The 19854-nt window shown below is 49.5% G+C and carries 18 protein-coding genes and 1 pseudogene; all 19 read right to left on the bottom strand.

The genetic code is table 11. The features are described from left to right. Window positions 1–80: 80 nt before the first annotated feature. Window positions 81–1358, bottom strand: a complete 1278-nt coding sequence (locus OCV66_RS14100) for a tyrosine-type recombinase/integrase (protein WP_147574561.1) — start codon at window positions 1356–1358, stop codon at window positions 81–83. Window positions 1359–1445: 87 nt separating this feature from the next. Continuing rightward, entirely contained in the window at window positions 1446–1643 is a 198-nt protein-coding gene (locus OCV66_RS14095; RefSeq protein WP_147574564.1) for a helix-turn-helix domain-containing protein, read from the bottom strand. Between the two features lie 261 nt (window positions 1644–1904). Then, a complete protein-coding gene (locus OCV66_RS15685) occupies window positions 1905–2153 on the bottom strand; it encodes a helix-turn-helix domain-containing protein (protein ID WP_147574560.1) in 249 nt (82 codons plus the stop codon). Then, window positions 2143–2532, bottom strand: coding sequence for a sigma factor-like helix-turn-helix DNA-binding protein (locus OCV66_RS14090; protein WP_262564751.1), 390 nt, complete (start codon window positions 2530–2532; stop codon window positions 2143–2145). Before OCV66_RS14090 ends, OCV66_RS15685 begins: the two co-directional genes overlap by 11 nt. Window positions 2533–3796: 1264 nt before the next feature. Continuing rightward, window positions 3797–5149, bottom strand: a complete 1353-nt coding sequence (locus OCV66_RS14085) for an MmgE/PrpD family protein (RefSeq protein WP_147574558.1) — start codon at window positions 5147–5149, stop codon at window positions 3797–3799. A gap of 15 nt (window positions 5150–5164) precedes the next feature. Beyond that, window positions 5165–6022, bottom strand: a complete 858-nt coding sequence (locus OCV66_RS14080; RefSeq protein WP_147574557.1) for an isocitrate lyase/PEP mutase family protein — start codon at window positions 6020–6022, stop codon at window positions 5165–5167. 14 nt (window positions 6023–6036) lie between these two features. Beyond that, the gene (locus OCV66_RS14075; RefSeq protein WP_147574556.1) at window positions 6037–7326 is read right to left on the bottom strand and encodes a TRAP transporter large permease; all 1290 of its coding nucleotides are present in this window, start codon (window positions 7324–7326) and stop codon (window positions 6037–6039) included. Continuing rightward, a complete protein-coding gene (locus OCV66_RS14070; protein WP_147574555.1) occupies window positions 7326–7805 on the bottom strand; it encodes a TRAP transporter small permease in 480 nt (159 codons plus the stop codon). Before OCV66_RS14070 ends, OCV66_RS14075 begins: the two co-directional genes overlap by 1 nt. A 90-nt stretch (window positions 7806–7895) precedes the next feature. Then, window positions 7896–8939: a TRAP transporter substrate-binding protein gene (locus OCV66_RS14065; RefSeq protein ID WP_147574554.1), complete on the bottom strand. Its 1044-nt coding sequence runs from the start codon at window positions 8937–8939 to the stop codon at window positions 7896–7898. A 95-nt stretch (window positions 8940–9034) separates the two neighbouring features. Next, entirely contained in the window at window positions 9035–9865 is an 831-nt protein-coding gene (locus OCV66_RS14060) for a phosphoenolpyruvate hydrolase family protein (RefSeq protein WP_147574553.1), read from the bottom strand. A gap of 31 nt (window positions 9866–9896) precedes the next feature. After that, complete coding sequence (locus OCV66_RS14055) at window positions 9897–11111, bottom strand: Tm-1-like ATP-binding domain-containing protein (protein WP_147574563.1); 1215 nt, start codon at window positions 11109–11111, stop codon at window positions 9897–9899. 200 nt (window positions 11112–11311) lie between these two features. After that, on the bottom strand, window positions 11312–12529 hold the full coding sequence (locus OCV66_RS14050) for a phosphoenolpyruvate hydrolase family protein (protein WP_147574552.1): 1218 nt from the start codon (window positions 12527–12529) through the stop codon (window positions 11312–11314). A 123-nt stretch (window positions 12530–12652) separates the two neighbouring features. Then, entirely contained in the window at window positions 12653–12949 is a 297-nt protein-coding gene (locus tag OCV66_RS14045; RefSeq protein ID WP_147574551.1) for a hypothetical protein, read from the bottom strand. Window positions 12950–13353: 404 nt separating this feature from the next. Then, the gene (locus OCV66_RS14040) at window positions 13354–13920 is read right to left on the bottom strand and encodes a Uma2 family endonuclease (RefSeq protein ID WP_147574550.1); all 567 of its coding nucleotides are present in this window, start codon (window positions 13918–13920) and stop codon (window positions 13354–13356) included. Between the two features lie 71 nt (window positions 13921–13991). After that, the gene (locus OCV66_RS14035) at window positions 13992–15437 is read right to left on the bottom strand and encodes a vWA domain-containing protein (RefSeq protein WP_147574549.1); all 1446 of its coding nucleotides are present in this window, start codon (window positions 15435–15437) and stop codon (window positions 13992–13994) included. 177 nt (window positions 15438–15614) lie between these two features. Continuing rightward, entirely contained in the window at window positions 15615–16295 is a 681-nt protein-coding gene (locus OCV66_RS14030; RefSeq protein WP_147574548.1) for a single-stranded DNA-binding protein, read from the bottom strand. A 22-nt stretch (window positions 16296–16317) separates the two neighbouring features. Continuing rightward, window positions 16318–17199, bottom strand: coding sequence for a hypothetical protein (locus tag OCV66_RS14025; RefSeq protein WP_147574547.1), 882 nt, complete (start codon window positions 17197–17199; stop codon window positions 16318–16320). Between the two features lie 78 nt (window positions 17200–17277). Beyond that, window positions 17278–19089: a reverse transcriptase/maturase family protein gene (locus tag OCV66_RS14020; RefSeq protein ID WP_147574546.1), complete on the bottom strand. Its 1812-nt coding sequence runs from the start codon at window positions 19087–19089 to the stop codon at window positions 17278–17280. A gap of 536 nt (window positions 19090–19625) precedes the next feature. Continuing rightward, window positions 19626–19854, bottom strand: a pseudogene (locus OCV66_RS14015) (hypothetical protein); the annotation flags it as partial.

The following is a 19854-nucleotide window of genomic DNA, read 5'->3' as shown; positions in this document are numbered from 1 at the left end:
TCGCTGCATCTTGTGTACCTTCGTGCCAATCTGTTCCCTGCGTTTTTTGCACCGGTGTTCTGTAGTGTTGCTACGTTTTTTTACACCTTCATCGATTGATATGCAGTCTCTAACGCTGTACTCGCCGTCTCGCTCAACAGCTCAGTCATATGCGTATAGATACCTAACGTTGTGTTGATGCTCGCGTGACCCAACTGATTTTGCACCACTTTGGGATTCGTGCCCGCCTCCATCAACATCGTCGCATATGTATGGCGATAGCTATGCAGATTGAGACCATATTGCCTCAAGCCGTTTCGCTCCAAAAAATGATAATAGATGCTGCGAAATCCCGTATAGGTATAGGGCTTCTTTGTTCTTTTGTTGGCAAAGACAAAACTGTTTTCTTTTACGCGCCAACCGCCGTAGCATTCCTCACGCAGATGCTTTTTCCAGTTCTGCAGCGCCTCTGCTACCTGCAAGGGCATTCGCACCGCGCGGTACGAGCTATCCGTCTTAGGATCAGCAATCTCGCTTTTCAATGCGATTTTATCCCCTTGCTCGTTGTATATTGGTCGTCGCACCACAGCTTCATCCACTGTGATTATTTTGTTTTCAAAATCAATATCGCCCCAACGCAGCGCGAGTAGCTCTCCGATCCGTAAGCCGCTAAACAGCAATGTAGTTACAGTTACCCGCATCATCGGATCATCTTGCGCTGCCTGCAATACTTTGACGCAGACATCATGCGGAATTACTTTTTTATCATCTTTCTTTGTACGCTTGCGCACTTTCGGCATTTTAATTTCCGCAGCAGGATTCGTCTGCATCAGCCCAAGCTGACACGCAAACGCAAAGGACTGCACCAAGACACTCCGCACACCACGTACCGTCCGAACCGCATAACCATCTACCAGTATCAAACGATTGATCAGATTTTGTACCACCATTGGATTGACTCGATATAATGCCAAGCCGCCGATATGCGACTCAATCATATTATGTATCAAATCCATGTACCATTCGCAGGTTTTCGCGCATATTTCGATGCGTTTATAGTCCCACAGCCAGCGATGGACGATTTGAGCCACTGTAATATGATTTTTCTTTACAGGCTTCTTTATATCCGAACATACAGGGTCAGGCATTGCAGCACTTACATTGAAAAGCTGTATGAAATCATTCATCTTCCTCTGCACATCTTCCTGTGTTGCTCCAGTAAAAGATCGCCGTTTAGCACTTCCATCCGAGTTCAATCCGATAGAGATTTGCCCACGCCATTTCCCGTTTCTCTCTTGCCAAACTGTGCCTTGTCCTTTGGCTCGCCGAGTAGAAACGGTTTTTTTCTTCAAAGTGCAAATCGTCGTTTGCTTTTTCATGTTACCTCCTTCTTGCCTCTTTCACCTGCTATACGACGAACTGCAAATATAGGATATTCCAAACACAAAAGCAATGCAAGACAAAATTTATGAATTTTTCTTTATATATTCCTCTAATGCACCTCGATATACCCTAATTTGCTTACCGACTCGTATATGTAGCAGCTCTCCGGATTTAATCAGTCCATATGCAACACGGCGACTGATCTGTAACACTTGAGATACCTGCGTAACAGTTAATACCAGAGGCAAATCGTTCAAAATACTATGCTTTTGTGTACACATTTTTATACCTCTCCTAACATACATAGCAGATAATGATACTTTCTTTGTTTTCATTTTATCCTTTTCAGGATCCGTCGGTATTCAGCCGCCGACGGTCGCTGCCCATCTTTCCTCTTCGACTAACGGCTCTGGGCTCTCCGGCGCTTGCTTCATAGGAGCGCACCCATGCTCTTTACTTGTCAAGGTTCACGACAGCCGCTTTCATCGGCTTCCCCATAAGCATTTTATAAATCCCCATGGGGAAGCCGATGAAAGAAGCGGTTATTTGTTCCAGTACTTCTGGTAATCCAAAATCGCCCTTAAAAGCCCGTTCTCAATATGCCCCTTGACAAACGGGTCAACGTAAAATGTATAGTTACCCTGTTCATCAATATACGGGCGTAAGGCGTTCGAATGGATTATCGGTTGAAAGAAATGTACAACCTGCAGCATTGCCTGTTCGTCTCCATGTACAGCTTTTTGGACCGTATCATAGCTTAGAATCCGTTTCTCTTTGGCTTTACTCTTCACCCGTTTCCCCCACAAACCATTCCCGGAGTTGTTTCATCGCTTTCCGTTTCTGGTAGCTTACTTTTTCTCTGGTCAGCTTCATACTTGAAGCTATCTCCTGATCTATTTGCTGTAGAAAATAGGAACGCAAGATAATCTCTCGCTGTGTTACCGAAAGCTGTTTTAGTGCGTCAGCAAGATCACTGTCATAAACAGGCACGCAAATATCCCCAATTATAAATTCTGTGTCTGTCAGATGTATCACATTTACCGGTTGTGGAATGGCCTCAAAGAACAGCGCACCCGGAATATGGCATAGTGCATCTTTTCGCAAAAATCTGTATACTTCACTTGTCTGATTTTCGATTGCTTTCCAGCAATAGCTGATAAAGCGTTTCACTATGACATCCTGTGGCGTAAGCGACGTAAGCATTACACTCACCACCTTACTGCCACTGACTGTGGAATTTACATTGTTATAGGCTGTTGAACCATCAGTTTTTGGTTAATTTTTTTGCACAAATTTTTATTGATTTTTTGTGCACGTTTTACAGATTTATATAAAATCAATAATGATATCCCTTTGATTCATAAAATGATTCCGGCGATCTCTTATTAAAAGCAGAAATTTTTTGGTGTATTCTATCGCAATCCACCCTATTGCTAATGTTCAAAAATTTGAATAAAAACAGCGCCCGCAGAACCATCCTTCGTTCTGCGGGCGCTGCCTTTATGAAATGTCTATCAATCATCACTTTTCCATCATAACTTTATTTATTCAGGGCAATCTTCTTGGCAAGCTCTTCTTTTAGCTCGATGTTGGACTGGCGCGCGATTATGGTGTGCTGCGCCCGCAACGAGCCTGTAGCCGTTCCGTCATCAGTGCCAGCAGCTCCGCTGTAACCCGACCGCCATCACAATGGCATCCTTCCCAAATTCCCGTGTCTCTGCACCCTGATGGGTGAGATCAATCTCCTCCACCTGCTCCACGATATGCTGCGCCGTTCAATTTATAATTAGCTATACACCCTTTCATGCACACGAGTATTTTACGTCTTACTCTAAAACTACTATTTTCATATTACTACTTTCCCTCTCTTCTCACTGTAGAATCTTATCCCTGTCATCGGTGGATCGCTTTTTTAGGTCTCTTGCTCCGTTCCGCATAGGAAATGGACAAAAGAGGTGCGAGCTCCCAGAATTTGCACAAAAGCATGGTATCCAAAAGCGATGCGGATCAGGCTGATACTCAGAGGCAAATACCAACACAGGAAGGACTACGCTGACAGAAAACCCGATGGTTCATCCGCAAGCCATCCCAACGCCCCAGAGTGTTTCATGCCTCTGCTTTCTCTACTTTGTCTTATGGAGTACCGGATAGGCGATGGCTCTGACAGAGCATGGAGGTATTCGTACTCACCGCAGTCTTTCCGATAATAAGTGCGCGACCGGACACCTCCCTAAAGATCAACGGTTCATGAAAGAAGAGCTGGCAAAAAATCTACCAATTTCTCCTCTGTAGGTACTTCCGTTTTCAAGACTCCGCAATTTAACCCAGTATTATGTGAAAGCTGGTTATGTGCCCCCAGCTTTCCAAATGCATCTCTGCCGAGACACACAGGCGTTGCTCCGCACAGCATCTGGCCGGCGATTATTGCTTCGATTCAGCTGAGCTGGCTTGTCAATTGACAGATATCCTGCACGCTAGGAATGTCACGAAGTGCCGCCAGTATTCTATCTGCCTGTTCCAAAGGATATTTTGACAAAATGCAATCTTTCCATTTGTTCTCAATCTCCACAGAACTCATTGGACACATCGGATCTCCAGAAGCTGCGCAACAGCGCATGGAATAGGATTGTGCGCCAGTTGTCATGATTTCCACTTCTGCCCCGAAGCGTGCATCATCAAAACCGCAATCCAATAGTACCTCGACCCGATCCATAAAGTCCACCGCCTGCGCATCAAGGGGTTTATCTCCCACAAAATCCTCTATAAGCAACTTTTTTGCATATAGTATCTTGCCTATACAGTACCGAATGCTGAACTTCGCCTGTTCCCTAGTTGTAGGATAGGGATATTTATCCGTATCCAGCACTGTTTGCTGAACCTTACAGATAACCTTTTGAATCATATCTGGGGTTATTCTATTGCCATTCACGAGCCTAGTAAAGCAATCCAACACTGTATGGTTGCCGCGGCATGTGGGATACGGCTTTAGGATCATCCCCGGCATAAGAAAATCTGATTTGTGCTCTCTTATGATCCGGTCTATATCTCCCTGCGTACCCAGCACACCGGTCGCCGCATAGACACCATTGTTCCCCTCGAATATTTTGGAATTAGACACAATGCCGCAGTTCGCCATCTCAGAGCAAAAAATCGCCATAAATGCTGTTATTCCAACACTGATATCCTTTGCCGATGTGCCATAGTTTTCTTTTACGCATCCCACTGAACTCACTGCCAGCCCAAAGGCATTCGTATAGTCTTCCTGCGAGGCTCCCATCAACTTGCAGGCAGTGGCTGTCGCCCCCGCTATTCCGATGGTACAACTGGTGTTCCACGCCTTATGATAAGGACTGTTTATCAACATCTTCCCCAGCAATGCATCAATTTCAACACCCAGTATGTATGCCTCGATGACTCCTCTGCCCGAGATATGGTGCCGCTCTCCCATGGCTAATGCAACCGGAACCAAAACAGCACTGGCATGGCCATTTAGAGACACGCTCATGTCATCAAAGTCCCTACAGTGCGCCGAAGCAGCATTTACCATTGCGGCAAATGCCGCCTTGCAATGGGCGCCTCCAAAACCTAAAATTGTAGATTCTGGATGGCCTCCATTATTATTAACTGCATAGGACTCAATTTTTGCAACAGTATCTGAGCTAGCACCGGCAGTCATACATGCAATCGTATCGGCAAAATGCCTACTCGCTTCTGCCACAGCCTCCGGCGATACACTGTCTATTGTGAAATCCGCTGCATACTTTGATAGCTTTTCAGAAATCGTCATCGTGTACTCCGTATCTCATTCCCAGTCCTTAAAGTTCAGCTCATCTTCAATTCCCAGAAGTTCAGTATATTCCTTCATGGGCATCATCTGTTCGTAATAGGCGGCTGTGCTGCCAGTATCCCGAAAAGAGAACATGATATCCCGCAGCAGTGTAGCGGTACAGAGGGTTGTAGTCAGGCAATTAACGATCAGTTTTACGCCAGCAGCCTCTAAGTCCTTGATCTGATGCACCTGGTCAGGGGCGCATTCATATATGTTGAACAGCACAGGGCAGCTTATGCTCTGTACTACTTGCTCAATCTGTTCCAAATTTTCCAGGCCCTCTACCATCACCATATCTGCGCCGATGGCGTCATAAGCCCGAGCCCTTCGAAGCGCCTCCTCAAAGGAAACTGCATCCTTTGCATCCGTACGGGCGATGATAGTAAAATCCGAACTATGCCGTGCTTTCATGGCGGCGCGGATCCGGTCTACCGACTCTTCGAGCGGCACCAACTGTACGCCGCCCAGCGCGCCACAGCGTTTTGGCATTACTTGGTCTTCGATATGAATCGCAGCCACTCCAGCCGCCTCAAATTCCTCTACGGTGCGGCGAATGTTCCCTAAGCCTCCATATCCAGTATCTGCATCGCAAATCAACGGAATGTCTACGCAGGAAGCGATCTGATGCGCCCGCCCCACCATCTCAGACATGGTCGCAAGCCCCAGATCCGGCTTACCCAAAAGACTGGCCATCGAACCGTTGCCCGTCATATACACCGCTTGGAAGCCTGCGCTTTGCGCTGCTCTTGCCCCCATAGCGTCAAATACTCCGGGGGCCACGATACTCCCTGCCGCATTAAGCATACTGCGAAATCGACTTGCTTGATCCATTGAGACACTCTCCTTTAATACAATATGTTAGGTAAAAACATACTAAGCCCCGGCCACAATGAAACAAGGAGTAATACCCCCATCGCAACCACCAAAAACGGTAATACGGGTTTAACGATCCTTGCTACTGGCAATCCGGAAACCTGAGATCCAACAAAGAGGTTTAGCGCCATCGGAGGCGTGATCAGACCGACCGCCAGATTGTAAGTCATAATCACACCAAAATGAACCGGGTCAATCCCAATCGCCATGGCAATGGGATATAAAATCGGGGTGACAAGAAGAATTGCCGCGCCGGTTTCCATCAACATACCTAAAATAAGCAGCACAATGTTGATTAAAACCAGCAGAACATATCGGTTATCGGAAAAACTCGTAATGGATTGCGCGATAATCTGCGGTAGACTGAGCAGCGTCATGATACGGCCAAAAAATGTAGCTGTAGCCATAATGAGCAAAATCTTTGCTGCAGTAAGGGCCGACTCCTTTGCGATCGGGATGATATCACGCAAAGATATTTCCTTATACAAGAACAGACTGACGAAAAGGCCGTATACAATCGCAACTGCAGAAGCCTCCGTAGCCGTAAACTTTCCGCTGTAAATTCCGCCCAAAATGATAATAGGCATTAAGAATGCCGGCAAGGCTTCCAGCAGCGCCCGCAAAAAAGGTTTTTCAAGCGATTCATCATTCGGCTCTTCCGACTCTGCGGCCAGGAAGTCGTAATTTTTTTTTATCATAATCTTATTGAGAATGATAAATGCCACTGTGGTGAGCAAACCCGGTCCAATGATTGCGAGAAACAGTTTACCGACCGAAGCACCCGCCGCACAGGCATAGATGACCGCCGGAACGCTGGGAGGGATCAAAATCCCCAAAAAACCAGCAGCACTGATCAGTCCGGCCGCATAGTCGCTTTTATAATGATTTCGCTTCATCTCCGGTCCCATGATACCGCCAATCGCAGACACCGTCGCTGCTGATGAGCCCGAGACCGCGCCAAACAAGGCACAGGCAAGCACCGTAATATTACCGAGCGCAGCGATTGAACTGCGGAAGCATCGCTTTGCAAAGCCAACCAGTCGCTTGGAGACACCCCCATAGCGCATGATATCACCGGCAAACATAAAAAACGGAAGAGATAAGATGGTAAAAGAATCAATTCCACCAAAGCTGGCCTGCGCCATCATAATACCCGAATTGGAACCCGTCAGGGTAAGGTATACGATACCGCCCAAAGCAAATGCCATGCCAATAGGCACGCCCAATCCGATAAAACCCAGCAATAACGCAATCGACAGCATTAGTCATCTCCTCCTTTCAGCGCAAAGGCACTCTCGGTCACACTGTGAAAAATCGTCAGAATAGATCCCGCAATCATGGAAAGATACATTGTCCATTTGGGGATCTTCAGTCCCGGTGTCAACTGGCCGGAGGCCATAGCATCGCCTGTCAGTTCGCAGGCGTAGAAAAGGAAAAAGCAGCAAAACGCCACTATCAGGGCATTGACAACAATATCATAGTGCTTAAAATGCAATTTGTTTTTGATGAAATCTGGGACCATGTCAATACAGATGTGCGCGTGCTTGCGAACCGCCAGCGCCATACCGATGAAACACAGCCAAATCATGCAGTACCGCGTTGCCTCTTCCATCCAGATAATCGTGATGGACATAGCGCGTGTTACAACCTGCAAAACTGCAAACAAAGTCATCACCAGCAATAAAACTGCAATCAACAGGCTCTCTGCCTCTTCCAGCGCACGGCATACTTTTCTCAGCAATATAATCACCCTCTGCAAAATAGTGTTAGAAATGCGCGCCCGCGGCAAACAGTTATTCCTCAGCAGGCGCGCATCATGATACTGTGAATATTAGGCCATCAATTCGTCAACCTTCGCGACGATATCATTCAGCAGATCCTCATCAAGTCCATCTACCTTGTCGTACACCGCACGGCCGCTTTCAACCCATGCCGCGAGCTGATCATCCGTCAGCATCGTGACCTCTACCCCAGAATCCGCAATTTGTTGAATATAGCCATCCACTTGTTCCGCAATCATAGCCCGAGCGCTATCTCGCATATTATAGCACTCTTCTTGGATGATCGTCTGGTACTCAGCGGGCAGAGACTCCCAGTAGCTGTTATTCATAAGAACCAGAGATGAACCATAAAGGTGGTTGGTATTTGAAAAATACTTCAGCGTTTCATAATAATTATCTGAAAAAGTAAGCATAGCGCCGTTATCCTGACCGTCTACCACACCGGTCTGGAGGGATGTATACAGCTCAGTGGCAGACATCATGGTGGGCACCGCCCCGATCATTTCCAGCCAAATCGCCAGTGCAGGCGTTTCCGGAATACGCATTTTAATCCCGTTCAGATCCTCCGGCGCAATCAAGGGGCGCGTGTTATTGGAGAAACAGCGGTAGTCGTTGTCCGTCCAGCACATCGACTTATAGCCTGCCGCATTCACATACTCCATGAGTCGATCGCCCAGTTCTCCATCCAGGATTTCTTCCGCGATTGCGGTCGTAGGCAGCAGGTATGGCAGGTCCAGCATCTGGATCTGCGGCACAATAGAAGACATTTGCATCGTTGCGACAATGCACATCTCCACAGCGCCATTTTGCGTAGATTCTAGTAATTCCGGACCGTTACCTAATGTGCTGGCAGGGTATACCTCAACCGACACCTTTCCTTCGGTGCGCTCCTGTACTTTCTCAGCAAACTCATTGGCTGCCGTTGTCCAGGGATGCGTATTGGGGGACATAAACCCAATTTTGATATTATAGCTTCCATCAGAGGCCGCATCTGCCGTTCCGCCTTCGGCGGGACTGCCACCACAGGCGGTCAAGGATGCCAAGCCAATCATTAGCGTCAGCATACACGCCAACAAACGCTTCATCTTTTTCATCACTGTTTCTCCTTCTGTTTTCTACGCCCCGCAGCTTTTCTGTCCAGGGCTTAGTTTTTGCTGCCATTTTTACTCTGCAAAGGCCTGTGATCGCCTCACTTCGAAATCGCCTTGAAGGCTGCAGCTTGGGCTGTCATGCCCCGCTCGGATGCCAGACGCTCGATAGAGGATGCGCCAAAGAAACCGTCAATTTCAGGTACGTTTTTGATAATGTAAGCTGCATCCTCCGGATCGGCGATTGGACCGCCATGGCAGATAACCATGATATCGGGATTGACCTTGCGGCCCGCCGCAATAATCTCCTTGATCAGCGGGATGCAGTCATCCAGCGTCTTGGCCGTTTCCGCACCGATAGAGCCCTTTGTAGTCAGGCCCATATGTGCAACTAGGCAGTCGGCACCCGCCTCCGCCATAGCAGTAGCTTGAGCAGCATCAAAGACATAGGGGCACGTGACCATATCCAGCTCATGGGCTTTGCGGATCATGTCCACTTCCAGACCATACCCCATGCCGGTTTCTTCAAGGTTCTGACGGAATACGCCATCAATCAGGCCTACCGTGGGGAAATTCTGAACCCCGTTAAAGCCCTGCGCTTTCAGCTCCTTTAAATAAATGTCCATGACACGGAACGGATCTGTTCCGCAAACGCCGGCCAGTACCGGTGTCTTCTTGACTACCGGCAACACCTCGTAGCCCATTTCCACCACAATTTTATTGGCATCGCCATAGGCCAAAAGTCCGGACAGGGATCCGCGACCAGCCATACGGAAACGACCGGAATTGTAAATGATCAGCATATCAACATCAGCTTTTTCCGAACACTTCGCGGTAATACCGGTGCCTGCTCCCACGCCCACCAGGATTTTGCCCTGAGAAATCTGGTTGCGAAAGTCCTTCAGAATTTCAGATCTCGATTTGGTTACCATTATTTTTTCCTCCTAAATTCATTTTTTATTATCAACCGACTGCGCTCATTAGATCAACAAGCTTTTGTGCGGCTGCTTTTGCAAATGCAGGGTCATTGATATGCTGGTCCACCTCAACGATCTCCACCTTAGATTTATCCACGTCGTTACGCAGAGTATCAAACAAGGCCTTATCCTCTTCAGGTCCATAGAAAGGCTGTCCTTCGGCATCAATACCGGATACTCCTTTGAGCGGTAGCATCAACACCGTGGCACCGTTGGCCATATTCAACTTCTGGCTGATTATTTTTCCTAGGCCCACATTTTCCTCGGCTGTCGTACGCATCAGCGTCACAGTGGGATTATGTTTGTAGAGGTTTCTATCTTTGAATTCCTTCGGCACAGTATCCCACGGGCCAAAGTTGACCATATCCAGCGCACCGACCGAAACCACCTGTGGGATCCCCATCTTTCCTGCTGCTTCCAATCGGTTCGGCCCAGCATTCAGCACCCCGCTATACAATTCATCACACCACTCTGTGGTCGTCAGATCCAGCACGCCTTTGACAAATCCGGCCTCTATCAGCGCCTCCATGCTCCGGCCTCCAGTGCCGGTGGCATGAAAGACCAGCACCTCATAGCCCCGTTCCTCTAAATAAGCCTTTGCTTCTTTGATGCAGGGTGTTGTCACGCCAAACATGGTCGCTGCAATCAGGGGCTTATCCCCATCCGGGATATCTTTGTAATCCCGAACCATTCCTGTCACCGCATTGACTGCATTGGAAAAGACGCGCATGGAGATTACATTAAGCCCCTCCACATCCACCACCGAAGGCATCATAATGATGTCGCTCGTTCCTACATACTGCGCGACATTTCCCGACGCCATTGTCGATACCATCACCTTTGGCACGCCAATCGGCAGGGCACGCATCGCCGGCGTGGAAAGCGCGGTTCCACCTGAACCACCTGTGGAGATAATTCCATCAAAGCGGCCCTCCGCATACAGGCGAGGCACCAGCTTTTCCAGCCCTCTCGACAGCATTTCCGTGGCGGTAGCCCTGTCCCCGGCGTTAGCAAGTTCCTCGATGTTTGCCCCTGCCTCCGCCGCTACCTCCCGATTAGAGATATCGGTTTGGAACTGCGGCTCAAACACTCCCGTATTGATGCAGAGCGCCTGCATCCCCTTCTCCTCAATTAACGCCTTAATGTATTGCAGTTCCCGCGCCTTGGTATCAAAGGTTCCTACAATTGCTACTGTTTTCACTGTCATGCCCCTTTCTCTTGTGTTTTTTCTCCTATTCATCTTTAATCGGGAAACAAGCTGTTTTCTGCACAAAAAAAATAAAAAAATCCGGCCTCCTCTATACTTTATGCATAAAGTTTACCAGATTTTTAAATTCTGTTCTATGTATGTTCTTTTTATATTCTTGTGTTTTCTTCCGAAGTAGAATATAAAACCAAACGCTATTTTTGTATTTTCTTTCGTTTTAATGAATCCTCTCTCGGTGAAATTCCCATGTGCTTTTTGTACATTTTGCTGAATTGAGCATAATCCTGATATCCTACATTTTGTGCCACCTGTACCAGCGGATAGGTGCAGTTCCTAATCATATCCCGTGCCTTTTCCATTCTGACCTGAATCAGGTAATCCTGAAAGTTCGTCCCCACTTTCTGACTAAAAAGAGTCGACAGATATGACATGGAGCAATGTAACACCTGCGCCAGCTCATTCAACCTTACTTCTGTCATATAACTCTCGTCAATATATTGCTTTATAAATTCAACATAGTCATAGCGACCTGGTGTGTCAAATATAATCTTCTCCAACTTGGAAGATGGGCTCAGCGGCTGCTCTTTTTTGAAGCTGCGAGTCGTATGCAACACCGCGCTCTCGATCGGGATTCTCTCAAAACAAGAGCCTCCAATAAATCCCTGGCATTTGCTCCCGCGGTACATATACTGCGCGTCAATCGGTGTTTTTATAGGCCCTCCATATACAACGCGAATGATATTGGTATTCACCTGCTCGGCTGCTTCAAAAATCTCTTGAGCAGCACAGCGAACCCGCTCCAGCGTTAAAACCTTTTGCGCGCCCAAATAGCCGCCTGACGTTAGACCAAAATGCGCGCATATAATATCGGCTCCAGCCTGAGCCATTTCTCTGGTTTGCTCAGCATTGAATACAAACGCTAGGGTAATCAGTCCGCAATAATGTGCAAAACGAATTGCTTCTACTTCTTGCTGAAAGTCTATCCCCTCGATAGCCAGTGCCTCCCGAAACTTTCCATCAATCATCCCAACGGTTGGATAGTTGTTAATGCCTGCAAATCCCAACATCTTAATTTTTTTGATATAATCATACATTGATTTTGTCGGATCAGTCGCATTTAAGCCAAAAAAAACAGGAACATCTTTGGCAGTACGAAGGATCTCCTTGCAAGCATAATCCATAACCAGATCATTGCTATTGGAGTAACTCAAAAAACCGGCCATAGAACTGACTCCCATCGATCGGTATTTTCCCGAATTGAGCGCCAGCAAAAAGTCACAACCACCCATAATAGCATATTTTGCCGTCATCCCACTCCCAGCTGCAACACCGACCAAATGTTTTTTCTTGGCAAGAGTCTGTCGGAATCCATCCAGCTGATTAACTGATAACTTGTCTAATCCGCCGTTCATTTACTGCCTCGCTTTCTTCTGAAAAACAGGAGATCGTTCCTATCATTCGCTGGTTAGCCATAATTATACCTGTCGTTTTCATCTTATCTGAGCTTTGCTATCAGACGCTCCTGTGCATGGATATCATCTATTGGATATTCCTTGATGTTTTCCAGTAGCTACATCATCGAGTTCCTGCGCGTAATTGACAGTCACCCTATCCGACGCCCATTTCTCGCATGCGACCACTGCTGCGCGGATTGTATCATAATCAACCATGCGCCACTCCTTTTCAGGCCTGATCTCGTACCGCTGCGAAATCAGAATTTCATCGATCTGCTTTCCAGCCGATCCACAAGCATATCCGCCGCAAAAAGAACACACCTCATGCTCATCTCTGCCCAACAGTGCGCCGCACTGAACGCAAAACCGTTCATCCATCCTCTATCTGTCTGCCCCCTACGATATGACTTTATTATAACATCATTGCATATACTGTACAATCCCGCATTGACACAATTTGGCCGGTGCAAATTCTGGCATAAACGGTAGAAAAAAGAAACATAACACCATAGAAAGTTTGATTAACTTGAAAAGCTAAACGGCCAAGGAGTCTCGTAAAATACCACCATAAAAGGAAGATGAAACAGGAATGGAAAACGTATTGGTAAGGATCTTGTTTGGATGAATTCTGGTTCTCCTCCTTGTCTGTATAAAAATAGCGTAGCAGTCATTTAAGACTGCTACGCTTAAAAAGTCTAACTTTTTAGGAGTATTTTAGATTTGCTTAGCACGGAATTTCTTTCAGTGAATACCATTAGAGAGCCGTTTCTCAACATTTTCGTTCATTCGAATACGCGTTCCAGTTCCACAAAACAGCCTTGGAGTACATGTACTTTTATAACATCCCCGATGGTGCCAAAGGCAGCAGCAGTATAATGCCCATCCTGCAGGACGAACGCCTGCGCCGTTTTGGCAAGCGGATCCACCAGCCAATATTCCCGCACCCCCGCCTGCTGGTACAGGTTGAATTTTGTCAAGCGGTCATGCCGCTGTGAGCTGGGAGAAACCACTTCAACAATCAGATCCGGCGCGCCTTTACATCCTTTATCGTCCAGCTTGTCAGAATCACATATAACGGTAATATCCGGTTCTACCACAGTGTCAATGCCTGCTGTGTCATCGTCCTGCTTTTCGAACAGCCGGACGGCAAACGGCGCAGGGTACGCCTCACATTTTTTTCCGTCCAGATAATTTGCAATCTGGCGGAACAGCTCCCCGCATGCCTTTTGGTGCGCCCGTGATGGAGGCGCCATCATATTCGGCTGCCCCTGTATCAGCTCGATGCGTTCCTGTTCATCCCAGGACAGATAATCTGCATAGGTATAGTGCTTCTCCTGTGCTAACGGCATTTCATGCTTCCTCCTTTTTTATCATTATAGCACAAAATATCTCCTGTGTATGCATCCATATGGATTCCCTTTCAAATATCCAGCACCGCCGCTTCTATCCTGCTCTCTGCTATCTGGCCTGTCCGGTATACCCTTTCACAGAATTTATCCAGGCTGAACGTCAGCTCTGGGTTATCTGCATCCAGCAGCAGCCCAACCACAGAGCATCGCGTGTCCTGTATTGCATCCTGCAGCTGTTCCGCCAGTTCATCGGATATGGAGCGCTTCCCGTCCGTGATGAACAGGATATCCGCGTCCTCAAACTCTTCCTCGTTTATCAGCCGCAGGGCCTCGCGGACCGGCGCTTCAAAATCCGTGCCGCCGTCAAAGAAATGCTCCGCTGCGGATAACAAGTCGGCGGCCGTGTACTGCCCCGGCAGGAACCGGTCTGTCCGTATCTGGCCTGCACTGGAGAAATGGACCAGCGCAAATTTGCGTCCTTCGTGCGCGCAGCTATCCTGTACGGCCAGCGCCAGCGCCTTGCCCCACTCGGCGTTTTCCCCTTTTGTAGAGCCGGATTCATCCAGGCAGACGATGATACCGCCATGCCCTTTGTGGATGCGCTCCCGCTTTGCATATTGCAGTAGTCCTTTCGCATTGTACTTACGCAGGAACAGCGGCGTCGTCGCCGGAGAGGCCAGCAGCGCCAGCTCGCCGGAGAGCAGATTTTTCAGGTCACGCCCGCGCGTAATGGAATATTTCTCCCCGCGGCCGTGCGCATAATCGTTCTTCCGCAGCTCGGACAGCATCTCTTTCATGCGCCCCAGCTGGCGGGTGATTCCAAGCAGCATCTCATTTCTCTTTACCCTGTCCAGCATCTCGCGGTCATGGGCCGCTTGCTGCGCAGCATTTTCAGACGCCCCATCTCCCCAGCACCGCCGGACATAGCGGGCCAGAGACGCGGCGTCCATGCCCTGCTGCAGAGCAGTATGCACCGCCGCTTCTGTTTCCGCCTGCCGTTTGCGCAGCTTATCCCGTATCATTCCGGACACGGCCTGTATCTGCTCCGCCGTGCTTGCCGTCTCTGCGGCAGCGCGGAGCGCCTCCGGCGTCCTGGCCGGATCGGCCTGTGCGTCCCGCACCAGATGATAAAGCCTTTCCGCCGCTGTATCATGACGGCGCGTCAGCCGTTCCAGCACGGGCAGCAGTCTGCCCGCCGCCCTGTCGATACCTTGTACCGCTTCGGAAAGCGCCTGCCGCACCGTGCGCGCGGCTTCCATCGCTGCGCTGTCCTCTCCCCTGCACAGATGGTGCAGGGCGGCAAACTGGCCGTTATCCTGCAGCCCATCCAGCAGATATGCCCACACAAGACGCGCTTTGGGGGACAGCGCTTTTTCGCTCCCCCAGTGGTATGTATGCGCATAGAGCAGATGGAACAGGTCGGCCAGCAGCGGTGCGGCAGCATCCAGCCCATTGGCCATGCAGCTGTCATGGAACACCATACGCTCCAGCCGTGCCGGCCGGGTACAATGATCCATACGTTCCGGCCGTTGGTATGGTGCAGTAAGATCGAATAGCGGTGAGTTTACAATCTGATCCAGTGAAGAAAAACGGTATTTCATCCATAGCCTCCAGGTTATCAGGCGGAAAAGCAGGGCAGACGCCCTGCTTTTCCATATTGCTTTACCTCTGTTTCTCCATATCACGCTTGCCGTTCAAAACGGCGGGTTGCCGGCTGGGACGCCGCCCGGCCCCCATGCGTAGCTTTCCGGTACGCCGGAGAAATCCGGCGCCGGATACTGCGCCGCAGCGCCGGATACCGGCTGCGGGTAGCCCAGCGCCTGTACCGTCACCGTAGGCACGGCCTGCGGGGCAGGCGCGGCCGTAGGCTGTGTGCCCGGCTGTGCCACGGCCGCCGGCTGGGGCGCCTGTGCCGCTGCCGGCTGTACTGTGGGCGGGGCAGGATACCCCTGCGCCGCGGGTACGGCTTGCTGCGGTGCATATCCAACTGCTGGTGCGGGTACCGGAACGGGTGCAGCCGCGGGCTGCGCAGCGCCGTCCGGCTGGGCGTCCTCCGGTTTCCTGTCCAGAAACTTCACCTCGGTGCGCACCACCTCAAACGAGGAGCGCTTCTCGCCGGTCTGCTGGTCCTGCCATTCGCGGCGCTGGATCGCGCCAACCACGCAGAGCAGACGGCCTTTGCGGCCGTACTGTAATACGAACTTCGCCTGCTGGCCGAACACTGAGCAGTCGAAAAAGTCCGCCTCCGGCTCGCCGTCGCGCTTGTAATCGCGGTCCACCGCGATGCGGAAGCTCGCGATCGGCTTTTCCGGGTCTTTCCCGCGCTGGTCGGGGTCCCTGGTCATGCGCCCTATCAGGATAACTTTATTCAGCATTCTGTTCTCCTCCTCTTTCTTGTCATGCCGCGAACTGTAATACGGCCAGCTGCGCCAGCGGGGACGGTGTGAACGAGCACGCCTCGTGCGCCCTGCGGTTCATCTCCTCAAGCGCGGCGAGCGCGTCCCCTGCCTGCCGGTGCTGGTCTTCGGACTGCGCGGCGGCGTCCAGCGCCTGCCACTCGCGGTACAGCGCTGCAAAACCGGCGCGGAGCTGTACGAGCGCCCTGGCCTTCTGGCCGTCCGGCGCGTCGTTGAATGCGCCGGACGCGTCCTTCGCCTTCGCCAGCAGCGCCTCTAACCGCGTGCGGAGCGGGTCGTCGCACAGCCGCGTGAGCACGGCCTGTACCTTTTCTATCTCCGCCGGCCCGTTCCAGAGGTAGTTCTTCAGCTGCAGCAGATCCTCCGGCTGCACCTCGGCATGGCCGGCGAGCCAGGCTGCCGCCTGCGCCACCGGCCCATAGCCGAAGAACGTGCGGTCGGATACCGTAATGCCTTCCCGCCGCAGTTCGCACAGCACATCGTCCATCAGCTCATTGACCGCCTCCGGAACCGAAATCAGCTTCACCTGCGCCTGCATGGCATACAACTCGTCCAGCGAGAAGGTCGCGGCCACTTCACCGAAATGCCCGCCCTGCTTGTTCCGCAGGACTGCGAGACGGGATGTGCGTTCCTGCACGTCCTTTGTCACAACGCGAAGCTGGAAGCGGTCATAGAGCGGGGCGAGGATCTGCTCTTCTTTATTCCGGAAGTTCGGCAGCTCATTGGAGGCCGAAAAGAACGAGATCACGGGGATATCCACGGTCACGCCCTCATTCGTATACCGGTGCTCGTTGAGCGCCGTGAGCAGGGAGTTCAGCAGCCCATCCGCCGCTTGTAGGCTAAGCGTCCAGCGCCTTACCATATTGCTATGGCAGGTTTCCGGGCGCTCGCCTCGGAACCGGACTTACACCTCTCAATGTATCCGGCTCCCCACTTGCAATTAGTCCATCTTGTTACTGTGTATTTTCCGGTGGCATTCCACACATACAGCAAGGGTTTTACGTTTGCGGGAAATCATGAACTGTTTCCAAGGCTCTTTGCCTTTCAGATTTTTGAGTTTTCTTACATGATGCATTTGGAGAGGCATGTTTTCTTTTCCACAGAATTCACATTTTTCTGCTTTTATTCGTTCCATGAGACTATTCTGTCCACTGTAGACAATAGTTCGTGGAAGTATGTCGCAGTTTATGGTAATGTCCCTCTTCCGTTTAAAGCCCTCATTGTAGAAAAGGACTGTGTGCTCCCGACCTTTGCTGCCTATATACTTCACACCCAAGTCCTTATTAATCCGCATGCGTTTAATAATTGCGCTTTTGGAAGTGCGGTACTTAGTCGCAAAGGTTTTGAGCATACTGTACTGCATCACGTATTTAAGATTGTTAATAGTACCACTATTAAGAGCCAGTGCGTAATAATTATAGAAGCCTCTGATTTCCGCATTGTAACGTAACAGAATTTCCAAATCGTCATTGTTTCTCAGATATACTCTTGCCTGCGGTTTCCATACCTCTTTACCGTTATGAACGACAATTTTCATCGCATTGTATTCCAGCAGTTTGTCTCTGATTTTCCCTGCTGGGATTTTAAGGACAATCTTGCCATTGTTATATCGCGTCGGTACTTTCTTTTTCCCAGGCATGGGCAACTGCGAGCATCTGACTGAGATTTCATACCCGAGGAAATGTGCAGAGGAGGCTGCATGGGTAATCAATGTCTTTTCATCCGAAAGGTTCAATCGCAATTTTTCCGATAGAAAATTCTTGATGTCTTGTTTGATTTTCCTGCAATCCTCTTTGCTTCCAATGACACCAATCAAGAAATCATCGGCATAACGCTCATATCGAAGTCGTTTGAAGTTTGCGTCCATATCCACTCTGCTGTGGATAGTACGCCGGTGCCTTTCGATCTCTTTGATGTGGTTGAGGATTTCCTGCCGTTTTTCAACTGTAGCCGCCCTTTTGAGGCGGTATTCCCATTTTCTGAGCGCGTGTTGAATTGCTGTATATTCGGGATTATGCGCCCTTCGTATACCAATGGAAAATTTTTGAGCGTATTCTTTCATGTATTTGTCCAGCTTATCCAGATAGATATTTGCCAATATAGGACTGATGATGCCACCCTGCGGTGTGCCGCTGTAAGTCCTGTGGAACTTCCAATCTTCTATATAGCCGGCATTTAAGAATTTCCGGATTAACCTCAGGAAACGGCTGTCTTTGATGCGTTCTGCCATAATGTCAATAAGTACATTATGATCTATCATATCAAAGAAAGATTCTATGTCCCCTTCAATAAACCACTTACATCCGGTATAGTATCTTCGAATGCAGGACAGTGTTGTATGGCAGCTCCTGTTTGGTCTGAAACCATGAGAAGTATCTTCGAATTGACCTTCATAGATGTTTTCTAAAATCATTCGGATGACTTCTTGTAATAGCTTGTCATCAAATGACGGGATTCCCAAAGGTCTTTTCTTACCGTTTTTCTTAGGAATATATGTTCTACGCGCAGGCGATGGATGATAGCTCTCATTCCTCAGCGAGTTAATCAAGCTGTCTATCCTTTTTAAGGTCATTCCATCGATTGTACGGTTATCCGATCCTTTCGTCATGTTGCCCTGTTTGGTATATATCCGCTGATAAGCGATGCAATACATTTCAGGATTGTACAACAATCTATAAATGCGCTCATATTGATAATTAATATCCCTGCTGTGCCTTGATAGACTGTTTAGTACATTTACAGGATTTCTCATAGTGTCTCACACACTTTCACAGTATTTGTACTGGTTCGCAAGCTGCCTTCCTTCGCCATGTGGACGGCTTTCCCGCCCTCAGACTACTATGAAGGCTCCGTTGCCATGCCGGATATTCAATGCCAATGCATATAGCCGTATCAGGCGTTCCGGTTTAGGCAATCCCCGTTTAGCAATACAATAACTCAGCACGATGGATTGTCGGATACGATTTCCGTCCTTTTCCGCTGACAGCGGTACGTCACAGATAAGTAAGCCTTGGATGCCTTCCTATTCAAGTGGAAAGCACCATCTGCGATACAGCGGCTATAGTCATCTTCCGCTGTAGACACGAGTGAGGCCGTTCGGACTGTCGTTCAACCAATCAGGGCTTTATCCTCATATCCATCTTTTCATCCAACCATTCAGTCGTGACCTGATGACTGGTCAACTTATGGCCTTTCCGACATGCTCTGGTCCCCCTATGGGTTTCCCCTCAGGGTAAGTCGGATGATGATAGGCACAGGCTCCTTGCCTACTGCTTTGCTACAGCAGCTTTATTGTAATGCCTTTACGGGCGCACTAAAGATTTCATCGAGGAAGCAGATATGCGCGTCCGGTATCTTGCCCGCCGTGATAGTCATGGGCGTGCCGCCGTGCAGCAGGGACAGCCCTTTCCGGTACTGTTCCAGCTTTTCGGTAAGGCCCTGCATCCGCGCAGCCGCGGCGTTATCCGCCGGATCCGCACGGAAATCCTCCGCCGCCTGCGCAAGCTCCTGCCGGAGC

The sequence above is a fragment of the Agathobaculum ammoniilyticum genome, assembly GCF_025567315.1.
GTDB lineage: Bacteria > Bacillota > Clostridia > Oscillospirales > Butyricicoccaceae > Agathobaculum > Agathobaculum ammoniilyticum.
The sequence above is the reverse complement of the archived record's forward strand: the minus strand, read 5'-3'. Positions and strand labels throughout refer to the sequence as shown.